The 12,593-nt window shown below is 65.7% G+C and carries 11 protein-coding genes and 1 pseudogene; 6 read left to right on the forward strand and 6 right to left on the reverse strand.

The features are described 5' to 3' along the window. Nucleotides 1-693, forward strand: coding sequence for a thiamine phosphate synthase (gene thiE, locus K414_RS0125425; RefSeq protein ID WP_027498488.1), 693 nt, complete (start codon nucleotides 1-3; stop codon nucleotides 691-693). Between the two features lie 2 nt (nucleotides 694-695). Here the strand turns inward: thiE and K414_RS0125430 are convergent, their stop codons facing one another. After that, nucleotides 696-1,532: an NUDIX hydrolase gene (locus K414_RS0125430; RefSeq protein ID WP_027498489.1), complete on the reverse strand. Its 837-nt coding sequence runs from the start codon at nucleotides 1,530-1,532 to the stop codon at nucleotides 696-698. 85 nt (nucleotides 1,533-1,617) lie between these two features. Between K414_RS0125430 and K414_RS0125435 the strand changes: the two genes are divergently transcribed. Genes K414_RS0125435 through K414_RS0125445 form a run of 3 tightly spaced genes read left to right on the forward strand, consistent with a single transcriptional unit; the run spans nucleotide 1,618 to nucleotide 6,385 of the window. Continuing rightward, complete coding sequence (locus K414_RS0125435) at nucleotides 1,618-2,922, forward strand: hypothetical protein (protein WP_027498490.1); 1,305 nt, start codon at nucleotides 1,618-1,620, stop codon at nucleotides 2,920-2,922. Next, nucleotides 2,919-3,890 (forward strand): glutamate ABC transporter substrate-binding protein, encoded by a 972-nt coding sequence (locus K414_RS0125440; protein ID WP_027498491.1) that lies wholly within the window; start codon nucleotides 2,919-2,921, stop codon nucleotides 3,888-3,890. Before K414_RS0125435 ends, K414_RS0125440 begins: the two co-directional genes overlap by 4 nt. An 11-nt stretch (nucleotides 3,891-3,901) precedes the next feature. Beyond that, nucleotides 3,902-6,385 carry a serine/threonine-protein kinase gene (locus K414_RS0125445; protein ID WP_152530474.1) on the forward strand — a complete coding sequence of 828 codons (2,484 nt, stop codon included), beginning with the start codon at nucleotides 3,902-3,904 and terminating at the stop codon, nucleotides 6,383-6,385. A gap of 7 nt (nucleotides 6,386-6,392) precedes the next feature. Here the strand turns inward: K414_RS0125445 and K414_RS0125450 are convergent, their stop codons facing one another. Together K414_RS0125450 and pta are read right to left on the reverse strand one after the other, a co-directional pair. Continuing rightward, nucleotides 6,393-7,577, reverse strand: a complete 1,185-nt coding sequence (locus K414_RS0125450; RefSeq protein ID WP_027498493.1) for an acetate kinase — start codon at nucleotides 7,575-7,577, stop codon at nucleotides 6,393-6,395. Beyond that, a complete protein-coding gene (gene pta, locus K414_RS0125455) occupies nucleotides 7,574-9,691 on the reverse strand; it encodes a phosphate acetyltransferase (protein WP_202595086.1) in 2,118 nt (705 codons plus the stop codon). The genes K414_RS0125450 and pta overlap by 4 nt, the downstream gene beginning before the upstream one ends. A 60-nt stretch (nucleotides 9,692-9,751) precedes the next feature. On the opposite strand from pta, the gene K414_RS0125460 reads away from it, so the two are divergent. Further along, nucleotides 9,752-10,276: a nitroreductase/quinone reductase family protein gene (locus K414_RS0125460; protein ID WP_027498495.1), complete on the forward strand. Its 525-nt coding sequence runs from the start codon at nucleotides 9,752-9,754 to the stop codon at nucleotides 10,274-10,276. Here K414_RS0125460 and fgd read toward each other — a convergent pair whose 3' ends face one another. The 3 genes from fgd to K414_RS0125475 form a co-directional block, all read right to left on the reverse strand. Beyond that, complete coding sequence (gene fgd, locus K414_RS0125465; RefSeq protein ID WP_027498496.1) at nucleotides 10,277-11,290, reverse strand: glucose-6-phosphate dehydrogenase (coenzyme-F420); 1,014 nt, start codon at nucleotides 11,288-11,290, stop codon at nucleotides 10,277-10,279. 63 nt (nucleotides 11,291-11,353) lie between these two features. Beyond that, entirely contained in the window at nucleotides 11,354-11,686 is a 333-nt protein-coding gene (locus K414_RS0125470; protein ID WP_027498497.1) for a DUF202 domain-containing protein, read from the reverse strand. Continuing rightward, nucleotides 11,683-12,021 (reverse strand): hypothetical protein, encoded by a 339-nt coding sequence (locus tag K414_RS0125475; protein ID WP_027498498.1) that lies wholly within the window; start codon nucleotides 12,019-12,021, stop codon nucleotides 11,683-11,685. Before K414_RS0125475 ends, K414_RS0125470 begins: the two co-directional genes overlap by 4 nt. 384 nt (nucleotides 12,022-12,405) lie before the next feature. Here K414_RS0125475 and K414_RS29720 point away from each other — a divergent pair. Continuing rightward, a pseudogene (locus tag K414_RS29720) lies at nucleotides 12,406-12,593 on the forward strand (HNH endonuclease signature motif containing protein); the annotation flags it as partial.

Genomic DNA, 12,593 nt, shown 5'->3' on the forward strand with positions numbered 1-12,593 from the left:
GTGCACCCAACTCAGACCGTCCGCAACCAGACTCCTCGCGAGCGTCTTGCGTCCGCTCGCCTCTACCTGTGTACCGATGCCAGACGCGACAAGGGCGATCTCGCGCAGTTCGCCGAGGCCGCGTTGTCCGGTGGCGTCGACATCATCCAGCTGCGCGACAAGAACTCCGCCGGCGAGCGCCAGTTCGGGCCGCTCGAGGCCAAGGACGAGCTCGCTGCGCTGGCGATTCTGCTCGCGGCCACCAAGCGCCACGGCGCCTTGCTGGCCGTCAACGACCGCGCGGATCTGGCGCTGGCGTCCGGTGCCGATGTCCTGCATCTGGGCCAGGGCGACCTGCCCGTGCACTACGCGCGCCAGATCCTCGGCCCGGATGTGGTGATCGGACGCTCGACGCAGAACCGCGCGCAGTCCTCGCTCGCCGCGATCGAGGACGGCGTCGACTACTTCGCCGTCGGTCCGGTGTGGCCGACGCCCACCAAGCCCAACCGCTCGGCCGCCGGCCTGGAAACTCTGCGGGCTACCGCGGATGCGTTGCCGGAGCGGCCGTGGTTCGCCATCGGCGGCGTCGACGCGACCAATGTGGATCAGGTTCGAGCGGCGGGAGCCGAGCGCATCGTGGTCGTTCGGGCGATCACGGAGGCACGTGATCCGCAGGCAGCTGCGCGCGCGCTGGTACAAGCTCTACAGAACTGACGTCACAGCCAGGCGAGCACGGCAGACGGCGAGAGCACGTGCACCGCGCCGGGCAGTCGATTCTGGAGTCCGCGGTCGGCGGTGACCAGTGCGGTCAGGTCTGTCGATCGGTGGGCCTGATCGGTGAGGGTGTCGTCGCCGGTGCCGTCCGCGAGGATCACCGGGATGCGCGGATCGTCGACAACGGCGTCGCGCGCTTGCCCCTCGAGCACGGCCTCGATGCGGGTGAGCCAGCCGTACTGGCCGCTGGGTAGTTCCACCGTGCGCGGCAGTGTCGCGGCCAGCGACGTCAACAGTGCGCCGGTCGAGCCGGCGCGGTCCTTCCACCAGCCGTCGGGCCGGGAGCCGAGAACGTTGGCGGTGTCGAGCAGTACGCGCAGCGGCTCGGTACGCAGCGACGGCCAGCTCGACGCGAAACCCGGGTGCAGTGGCAGCTCGCCGACGATGGACTCCGGCACCCACCGCAGTTCCGTGCTCTCGCCGTTCGGGACGGTGGCCAGCGGGTGATCGGTGTCGGCGATGACCGTGGTGTACGACCAACCGCTCGGGACTGCGGCGGTGACACGCTCGCTGCGCACGCTCAACTGCTCGGCCGAGATACCGGCTTCCTCGTGCGCCTCGCGGACCGCGGCGTGCTCGGTGCTCTCGTGCGAATCGCGAGCCCCGCCCGGCAGGGCCCACGTTCCGCCCTGATGACTCCACAAGGCGCGGTGCTGCAGCAACACCATCGGTTCGCCCGCATCGGAAGGCGCACGGAGCAGCAGACCGGCGGCACCGTGCTTGCCCCAGTGCCGAGAACCGTTCTCACCGATCACCCAACCGTCCCCGTCACCGCGCATGCTCCCCACCCTAGGTGAACCGCCTCGCCGCAGTGTCTGTGCTGTAGTGGCTGCAGTGCGGTCCGCCTGCTTATATGCTCGATGCGTGATCGCGGCCGGCATTACTCCCTCTGCTGCCGTCCCCCCGACAACGGCACCCCACGTCGGTGCCGCTGCAGGCAAGCCACCGGTTCGATACACGATGCGTTCGACGCCTGCGCGGTTGGTCGCGATGGGTACCGCGCTGGTCGTCCTGGCGCTGACGGTCGGAAATCTCGCGTCCACGGCGGTGACCGATCGAGTCGACACTCTCGGGACACTGCTGGTGCGCACCGAGCCGTTCGCCAACTCGGCTCAGAATCTCTACGGTGCCCTGTCGGTGGCCGACGCGGCGGCCGCGTCGGCATTCATCGCCGGTGGGCTCGAGCAACCCGAAGTACGTGACCGGTACTCGCAGGCATTGGGTGAGGCGTCGTCGGAATTGATCGCCGCGTCCGCCGGGGTCACCGACAAGGACGAGGCCACCAGCGCGGTGCTGACGCAGATCGCTACCGGGTTGCCGGTGTACAGCGGGCTGGTCGAGACGGCGCGAGCGAACAATCGCAGCGGCAACCCGGTGGGTGCGGCATATCTCGGCGAGGCGTCGACGATGATGCAGTCCAGCCTGTTGCCGCTGGCCGAGAAGTTGTACACCGAGCAGGCCTCCCGCGTCTCGGCGGATCAGGAGAGGTTCACCAGTCCCCCGTACTTCGCGATCGGGTCGGTGGTGTTCCTGTTGCTGATGACGGGTCTCGCCCAGTGGTATCTGTCCCGGACGACGCGTCGGACACTGAATGTCGGTTTTCTCGGTGCCACGGCCGCGCTGGCCGGCTTGCTCGGGTGGATGTTGGTGGTGGGGTTGATCTCGTCGATCGCCACCGACCGCGCTATCGACCGCGGGGTGGCGCCGCTGAAGTCCTACACGACGGGTTTCATTCTGGCCCAGCAGGCCAGGGCGGACGAGACACTCGACCTGGCCCGCCGCGGTGGCAGCCAGGATTACGGACAGTCGTTCGCCGGCAACGTCTCTCGGCTCGCAGACATGTTCGAGGGCGACCCCGAGGTGACCGAGGCCCTGAACAACTGGTCGGCCTCGCATGCGCGGATCGATTCGGCGCTCGAGGTCGGCGACTTCAACGGCGCGGTGTCGATAGCGACCGGATCGGGTGATTCGGATTCGGCGGCCGCGTTCAATGCACTCGACAGTGTGCTGGTCGACGGGATCGACAGTGCGCGAAGCGAACTGCGCTCCAACATCGACCGATCGGTCTGGGTCCTGTCGGGTTTGTCGAACGGTGCGTACGTGCTGACAGTAGTGGCGTCGGTGACGTTCGGCGTCGGCCTGTTCCCGAGGTTGCGTGAGTACCTGTGAAACGTCTGCTCGCTGCCGGCCTCGTCGCGACCGCCCTGCTCGTCGGGTGCTCGCCGCCGGAAAGGATTGCAGCACAGACCGATACGACGTTCACCGAACCTCCTCTGCCCGACGGTGCCGCCGTCGCGGCTCGGCCCACCGAAACACCGGCGGACGACGAGTGCGCCCGCCCCACGGCCAGTCTGCGGCCGCTACCGACCGGCACCGACGCACCACTGCCTCCGCAGCCGACCATCGATGCACTCCGCGCCAAGGGTCGCCTCGTCGTCGGCCTCGACACGGGCAGCAACCTTTTCAGCTTTCGCGACCCCATGACCGGGCAGCTGGTCGGTTTCGACGTCGACATCGCTCGGGAGATCTCACGCGACCTGTTCGGAGACCCGAACCGGTTGGACTTCCGAATTCTCACGTCCGCACAGCGCCTCGAAGCCCTGCAGGACTCGACCGTCGACATCGTGGTGAAAACGATGACGATCACGTGCGCCCGGCGTAAGGACGTCCAGTTCTCCACCGTGTACTTCCAAGCGCAGCACCGAGTTCTGGTGGTACAGGGCTCGGGTATACGTGGGGTCGGGGATCTGGCGGGCAAGCGGGTGTGCGCGGTGGAGGGCACCACGTCGCTGCGTCGCCTGCAGCGGGTGCAGCCGGCCGCGACCGTGGTGACGGTGCCCATGTGGTCGGATTGCCTGGTGGTACTGCAACAACGACAGGTCGACGCCATCAGCACCGACGACGCCATCCTGGCCGGACTGGCCGCACAGGACCCGTACCTCGAGATCGTCGGCGACAGTCTGAGCCCGGAACCGTACGGCGTGGGCATCAACAAGAAGAACGAGGACCTCGTGCGCTTCGTCAACGGAACGTTGGCACGCATCAGGTCCGACGGCACCTGGAACCGCATCTACAACAAATGGCTGACGGTGCTCGGCCCCTCCCCCGGTCCACCCACCGCGTCGTACAGCGATTAGAGGCGCACGTCATGGACGAGGACGAACAGCAACCCACCGCTCCCGCGCAACGCACGCAGGCGGTGTCACGGGATCAGCTCACATCGACGGACGGCGTCGAACGCACGCAGGCGGTCTCGCGGCCGGAAGCCACGCCGACAGACGGCGTCGAACGCACGCAAGCGGTCTCGCGATCGCCGATCGACGACCGGACCGCACCGACTCCGGGGCCGAATTCGCCGGTAGGTGACGGCAACTCGAAGTCGGCGGTCGCCAAATCCGCAGCCGCCAGATCCAGCATGTCGCAGAGTGCATCCACTCGGGCCAGAACCGGTCGATCTCGGTCCGGTCGTTCCCGCAGCACCGGTATTCGGCGTCGTCTCGGCGGGGGCCTCGTGGAGGTCCCCCGGGTGGAGCCGATCGATCCGGCGACCGCGGTGATGTCGGATCCCACGGTGCCGCAGCACAAACGGTTCTGTTGGAAGTGCAACGCCAAAGTGGGGCGCAGCGAACCGGGAGAGCCCGACATCTCGGTGGGCGTGTGCCCGCACTGCGGCACCACCTTCGATTTCACGCCACTGCTCGAGCCGGGTGATCGGGTGGTGGGCCAGTACGACGTTCAGGGCTGCATCGCGCACGGCGGTCTGGGGTGGATCTACCTCGCCATCGACCGCAACGTCAGCGACCGCTGGGTAGTTCTCAAAGGCCTACTGCATTTCGGCGACGAGGAAGCCCATGCGGTCGCGGTTGCGGAGCGTCAATTCCTGGCCGAGGTAGCGCATCCCGGCGTCGTCAAGATCTACAACTTCGTCGAACAACCCCGCGGCGACGGCACTTCCGTCGGCTTCATCGTCATGGAGTACGTGGGTGGTCGTTCGCTGCGCGACATCCTGACCGCATGCGGTGACGACGCCCGCATGCCGGTCGAGCAGGCGCTCGCCTATGTTCTCGAAGTGCTTCCGGCACTGGGTTATCTGCATTCGATCGGGCTCGTCTACAACGATCTCAAGCCCGAGAACATCATGGTCTCCGAGGACCAGATCAAGTTGATCGACCTCGGCGCGGTCGCGGGCATCGAGGATTACGGCTACCTGTACGGCACGGTGGGGTACCAGGCACCGGAGATCGTGAAGACCGGGCCGACGGTGGCGTCGGACATCTACACCGTCGGCCGCACCCTCGCGGTGCTGACGCTGGACATGCCGTCGAAGAACGGCAAGTACCTCGACGGCCTGCCCTCCGTCGCAGAATCGGACGTGCTGCAGCAGTTCCCGTCGCTGCATCGCCTGCTGCTTCGAGCCACCAACGCAGACCCGACGCGGCGGTTCCGGTCCGCGGACGAGTTCGCGGGGCAGGCGACCGGCGTACTGCGCGAGATCCTGGCGATCCGGACGGGCGTCGAGCGGCCCGGCCTGTCCGCAGTCTTCAGCCCGCCGCGTACGACGTTCGGTACGGAGCAGTCGGTGGGTCGTACCGATACCTACGTCGACGGCAAAGTACGCCACGAGCGCATGACGGCAGCCGAAGTGGTTGCCGCACTGCCGGTTCCCCTGGTCGATCCCAACGATCCGAGCGCTCCCCTGCTGGCCGCCGCCGTGCACGTCGAAGCTCAGCAGACTCTGGACTCACTGCAGCACGCCAAGCGGAACGGCATCGAGCGAGTGTCGGCCGGTACGACAGGTGCCACCGGTTCCGCGCCCGCGGGAGCGAGCCTGGAGATCACCCTCGCCGAGGTCAAGGCGCACCTCGATCTGGGGCACGTCGTGGAGGCCACCGACATCCTGTCGAAGGTGCAATCCGAGGATCATGCCGCCGACCCGTGGCGGGTGCAGTGGTACGCCGGATTGATCGCCTTGCTGCACCACGAATACGATTCTGCGTTCACGAGTTTCGACAACGTGCTCGGAGCGATGCCCGGCGAGCTCGCGCCCAAACTCGCGCTCGGTGCCACGTCGGAATTGTTGGGGCACGTCGCGCTCGGCAACGACGAGGACGCCGAGAAATGGCGGGCCAGAGCCGAGGGCCTGTACCGCGCCGTGTGGCGCACCAACAGGGGCATCGTCAGCTCGGCGTTCGGTCTGGCCCGGCAGCTGCAGCGCCGCGGTGATCAGACCGGTGCCATCGCGGCACTGGACCAGGTGCCGATCAGCTCGCGGCACTACTCGATGGCACGCATGACCAGTGTGCTGACCTTGCTGATGGATCGCTCGCGCGCCGAGCTGTCCGAGGCCGACTTCCGCTCTGCCGCACGGCGAGTGGCGCTGCTCCCCAAGGCGGAAAGCCGAGCACTGCAGATGCGCACGTTGGTCCTGGCGATGGCCCTGGACTGGATCGTCTCCGGTCACGCGTCCACCGCAGAACGCGAACCGATACTCAGCGTGCCGTTCACCGAGGACGGTTTGCGGCGCGGCACCGAGAAGGGTCTGCGGGCACTGGCCCGCAGCGCGACCGATCGCGCGCACCGGTTCTCGTTGGTGGACCTGGCGAATGCGATCCGTCCGCGTTCGCTGTTCTAGCGGTACGTCAGGAGCGAACCAGATCGTCCGTCGCCCGGGCGATCGCCAGCTCCTCGTTCGTCGGCACCACCAGCACCGTGACGGCCGAGGATTCGGCGGAGATCACGCGAGCCGACTTGCTGCGCACGGCATTACGTTCAGAGTCGATCCGAATTCCGAAGTGTTCCAGGTTCGCCAGCGCGTCGGCGCGCACGGCAGCAGCGTTCTCGCCGACTCCCGCGGTGAACGTGATGACGTCGAGCCGCCCGAGCCCGATCATGTACGCGCCGATGTACCTACGCAGCCGGTGGATGTACACGTCGTAGGCCAACCGGGCCGACGCGTCGCCGTCGTCGATGCGTTGCTGCAGTTCCCGGAAGTCGTTGACCCCGGACAGTCCGATCAGACCCGACCGGCGGTTGAGGAGAGTGTCGATGTCGTCGACACTCATCCCCGCGCTACGACGCAGATGCATGATCACACCGGGGTCGATATCCCCACTGCGGGTGCCCATCACCAGTCCCTCGAGTGGGGTCAGACCCATCGACGTATCGACCGCCCGGCCCCCGTCGACCGCCGATGCCGACGCACCGTTGCCCAGATGCAGCACGATCTGCTTCAGGTCCTCGAGATCGCGTTCCAAGAACCGGGCAACCTGCTCGGACACGTAGCGGTGCGAGGTGCCGTGAAAGCCGTAGCGCCTGATGTCGTGTTCGGCTGCGACGGCGGCGTCGATCGCGTACGTCGCAGCAGCGTCGGGCAGAGAATGGAAGAACGCCGTGTCGAACACGGCCACATGCGGCACGTTCGGCAGTTGCTTGCGCGCCACCTCGATACCGAGGACGTTGGGCGGATTGTGCAGCGGAGCAAGACTGCTCAGGTCCGAAATCTGCTGCACGACAGTGTCGTCGATGATCGTGGGGCGATAGAAGACCGTGCCGCCGTGCACGACGCGATGCCCGACAGCGGTGACGTCGGACCCCAGTTCGATGCCGGCGTCGGACAGCATCTCGAATGCCAGAGCCAACCCGTCCCCGTGGTCCTCGATGTGCTGGATTCGCTCGACGCTCTCGCCGCGGTAGTCCAGTTCGACGCGCCCGTCGGATTCGCCGATACGCTCGACGAGACCACTGGCCAACGATTCGCCCGAATCGGGATCGACCAGTTGAAATTTGACCGAGGAGGAACCCGAGTTGACGACGAGGATGCTCACGCCTGTGCCTCCTGCTGGGAGATACCCTGCGCCTGAATGGCGGTGATGGCGACAGTGTTGACGATGTCCTCGACCAGCGCCCCACGCGAGAGGTCGTTGACGGGCTTGCGCAGGCCCTGCAGTACCGGCCCGACAGCGACGGCACCGGCGCTGCGCTGAACGGCCTTGTAGGTGTTGTTGCCGGTGTTGAGGTCGGGGAAGATGAACACCGTTGCGCGGCCTGCCACGTCGGAATCCGGCAGCTTCGATTTCGCGACCGACGGTTCGATGGCCGCGTCGTACTGAATGGGGCCCTCCACCAACAGTTCCGGGTTACGTTCGCGCACGATGGCCGTCGCTTGCCGCACCTTGTCGACGTCGGCTCCCGAGCCGGATTCGCCGGTGGAGTACGACAGCATCGCCACTCGCGGTTCGATACCGAACTGGGCCGAGGTCTGCGCCGAGGAGATGGCGATGTCGGCCAATTGCTCGGCCGTCGGGTCCGGCACGACGGCGCAGTCGCCGTAGGCCAGTACGCGATCGGACAGACACATCAGGAAGATCGACGACACCGTCGACACGCCCTCGGTGGTCTTGATGATCTCGAACGACGGCTTGATGGTGTGCGCAGTCGTGTGCGCCGCTCCCGACACCATGCCGTCGGCAATGCCCTTGTGCACCATCATGGTTCCGAAGTAGGAGATGTCGGCCATGGTCTCGCGGGCACGCTCGATCGTCATCCCCTTGTGCTTGCGCAATTCTGTGTACTCCTGCGCGAATTCCTCGGTGTAGTCGCAGTTCTTAGGGTCGAGGATGGTCGCCGAGTCCAGATCCACTCCCAGTTCCGATGCACGACGCCGAATCGGGCCTTCTTCGCCGAGGATCGTGAGGTCCGCGACCTGGCGTTGCAGCAGCCTTCCGGCGGCCCGCAGGATCCGGTCGTCGCCGCCCTCGGGGAGCACGATGTGCTTGCGATCGGCACGCGCTCGATGAATGAGCTGGTATTCGAACATCTGCGGCGTCGTGATGGTCGGGATGGCGATATCGAGCCGTCCCAGAAGGGTTTTGGCGTCCACCCGCTGCTCCATCAGGCCCAGCGCGGTGTCGACCTTGCGCTGAGAACCGACGGCAACACGGCCGCGGGTCTGCGCCGCAGCGGATGCGGTGTCGAAGGTCCCGAGCTCGGTGGTCAGAATCGGCAGTCTCGGTCCGAGACCGGCGACCAGTCGTGCTATCGCCGGGTGCGGTTCGATGCCGCCGTTCATGATGATGCCGGCGAGGGACGGAAAGCCGTCCGCCTCATGGGCATTGACGAGTGCGAGAAGTACGTCGGACCGGTCTGCCGGCGCGATGACGACGACACCTTCGGTGAGCCGCTCCAGAATGTGCTCGGCCGTCATACCGCCGACCATCACCCGCATCGCTTCTCGCTGCAGCAACGACGAGTCGCCGCTGTAGAGCGTTCCGTCCACCGCGTCGAGCAACTCCGCCATGGTCGGAGCGACGAGCAACGGGATCTCGGGAAGGCTCCACGCCGGAACGTCCACCGACGCCAATGCGTCGGTGACAGCGTCCAACTGATCCGGATCGCACCGGTTCGCCACGATCGCGGCGAGATGGGCGTGGTGCTGCCGCAGTTCGGCCTGGCACAGCGCCGCCAACTGGGCGATCTCGTCGGGGGTTCGATCGGAGCCACGCAGCGCGAGGAGCACGGGGGCACCAAGATTGACCGCGATGCGCGCATTGAAGCCGAGTTCACTCGGGCTGCCGACGTCGGTGTAATCGCTACCCACGATCACCACGGCGTCGCACTGCGCAGCCACCTCGTGATACCGACTGACGATCTCGCTCAGCGCCGCATCCTGATCGGAATGCACCTGCTCGTAAGTGACCCCGAGAGACTGCTCGTAACTCAGATCGGCGGTCGTGTGCTCGACGAGAAGTTCGAGAATGTAATCCGGCTCCTCCGTCGAGCGAGCGATAGGCCGAAACACACCGACCCGGGCCGTCGTCGCGGCGAGCATCTGCAGCACACCCAATGCAATCGTGGACTTGCCGGAGTCGCCTTCCGGTGACGCGACATAAATACTCGAGGGATACATGTCAGCCGTCTCGGCACCGGTGGACTCAGCCATGCCCGCCAGCTTAATGGTTGGGGTGTTGACACCGAGCACAGTCGGGTTGTCCCATGAGCCATGGCCGAATCACCGTTTCCGGATGTTCGTTGGGGCAGCGAGACATCGTTCATCCGCAAGCCCGCCGTCAAGTTCGCGTCGACCAAGCCCGGTTCGTGGGTGATCAGGAACCTCGCAGGCGTCGACCGCTGGTTGTTGACCAAGTCGAACGGCCGATTCACCGTCCTCGGACCGATCGCTGCTCCGGTGGTGTTGTTGACCACCACCGGACGCAAATCCGGTAAGCCGAGGACGAGTCCGCTGTTGTACTACCGGGAGGGTGATCGGATCTTCGTCGTCGGATCCAATTTCGGCCAACAACACCATCCGGCATGGACGTCGAATCTTCTGGCCGATCCGAAGGCCGTCGTCACGATCGGGGGCAGGAAGATACCGGTGACGGCCACCCGAATCACCGGCGACGAGAAGGCGCGTATCTACCGACAGTTCGACGCGATGGTGGAGGTCTACGGCGAGTACGAAACAAGGACCGACCGAGACATGCGATTGTTCGCACTCTCGGCCGATCCCCGCACTTCGACGTAACTAGCCGAGCTTGCGCAGGCGCGGTGCCAGATCCTTCTCGAACAGCTCGAGGAAGCGCTTCTGGTCGTGTCCGGGCGCGTGGAACACCAGGTGGTTCAGGCCGGCGTCGGTGTACTGCTTGACCTTCTCGACGGCCTCGTCCGGGTCCGAAGCCACGATCCAACGCTTGGCGACCTGCTCGATCGGCAGCTCGTCGGCGGCCTTCTCCATTTCCATCGGGTCGTCGATGGAGTGCTTCTGCTCCGGCGTCAGAGACAGCGGAGCCCAGAAACGGCAATTCTCCAGTGCCAGTTCGGGATCGGTGTCGTAGCTGATCTTGATCTCGATCATCTTGTCGATCTCGCCGGCGTCACGCTCTGCCTTGCCTGCACCCTCTTCGACGGCCGGGAGGAGCTTGTCGGTGTAGAGCTCCATGCCCTTGCCCGACGTGCAGATGAAGCCGTCGCCCGCGCGTCCCGCATATCGCGCGACGACGGGTCCGCCGGCCGCGATGTAGACGGGGATGCCGCCCTCGGGGACGTCGTAGATCGACGCGCCCTTGGTCGTGTAGTACTCGCCCTCGAAGTCGACGCGATCGCCGAGCCACAGCTCGCGCATCAAGCGAACCGACTCACGCAGTCGTGCGAATCGTTCCTTGAACTCCGGCCATTCGCCGGTGAACCCGGTGGCGATCTCGTTGAGCGCCTCACCGGTTCCCACTCCGAGCATGATGCGCCCGGGATACAGGCAGCCCATCGTGGCGAACGCCTGCGCGATGACCGACGGGTTGTAGCGGAACGTCGGCGTCAGAACGGACGTCCCGAGCTGGATCGTCTTCGTGCGCTCGCCGACGGCCGTCATCCAGGCCAGCGAGAACGGGGCGTGACCGCCCTCGTGACGCCACGGTTGAAAGTGGTCACTGACAGTCGCGGAGTCCATACCGTGTTGCTCGGCGAGAACACCGAGTTCGACGAGCTCCCGCGGCCCGAACTGCTCCGCCGATGCCTTGTACCCGAGCTTGAGACCCTGCGCCACGCCGAACTCCTGTCGTTGGTCGTCTAGTACTTCGATTGTGCACCTGTGGCGATTGGCGGTGTGCTACTGGATCCCCAGAACAGTGACCACCGCAGCCAATACTGCTACTGCGCCGATGCCGACCGCGAAGATCCACAGGTCCCGGGACTCGGGCATGGGCGCTCCGCTCTCGAGGGCGGCACGTACACGCATCCATCGCCGCAGTCCGATGACGGGTGCGGCGGCCGCGAGGCCGATGAGAATCAGGCCGAGTGCAGTCCGAACCCAGCCGGTGCTGAATCCGGGAACCAGGTGAACGATTGCGATCCCGCCGGCGAGCAACCCGAGCGAGGTTCTCAGCCAGGCAAGAAAGGTGCGTTCACTGGCGAGGGTGAACCGCTCGTCGGGACGCGTCACGCTGGAGCGGTGATGCGTTCGCGAATGAGTCGGGAAACGAGTTCAGGATCGTCGGGGGTGAAGACCGGCGAGATGCGGCGGATGGTGAGCACCACTGCAGTGTCCTTCTTCGGACGCATGACGTCCAGCGGGAGCCACTGGTCGGTTGTCGACGCGCCCCACAATCGCCACCGACCGTTCCAGTTACCGAGAACGGCGGTGTCGACGGCGCGAATGTCGCAGTAGGGGACGAACTTCTCGATCGCGAACGGAAAGTAGTAGTGCCGCAACGTGACCCCGCTGTCGTCCACGCGCACGAGACCGTCGTCGTAGTGGACCGTGGATGTTGTTCGCATAGTTAACGGTATGCCTGCTCTGCACGCTCTCGCAACCATCATCTCCAAAACCTGTCGGTGGGTCGAGATACCCTTTCTTCAGTTCGAACGCATGTTCTAAACTGGGGTCACCGGGGGGTGAAAAAAATGGCTGCACCAGTGGTGTCGTTGGATGCGTTGATCACTGCCGCGCGGGAAGAGAATCGGCATGCGGCCCGAAAGATCGCTGCCTGCTACGACTTCCACCTCACCTGCATCGCGGAGGATGCAGGTCCGAGCCCGCAGCTGCGTTCGGATACGGGTTCGGTTGCACTACAACCTCATTCGACCACCACAGACGTCCCACCCGACCCGACTGTCGATCCCGACACCCGGCAACGGCGTCGGAATTCCCTTGCCTCCGCAGCGGCCCGACTACGCGATCGCCACTGCCGCTTCCCCGGCTGCCACCGACCCGCGGCACGCTGCCAGCTCGACCACGCGATCCCGTTCGACCACGCCAATCCCCTCGGCGGCGGCTGGACCACCGTCAACAACCTCCAATGCCTCTGCGAATACCACCACAGCGTCAAAACCGCAGGCTACTGGACCGC

Source organism: Rhodococcus sp. JG-3 (genome assembly GCF_000482405.1).
Lineage (GTDB): Bacteria > Actinomycetota > Actinomycetes > Mycobacteriales > Mycobacteriaceae > Rhodococcoides > Rhodococcoides fascians.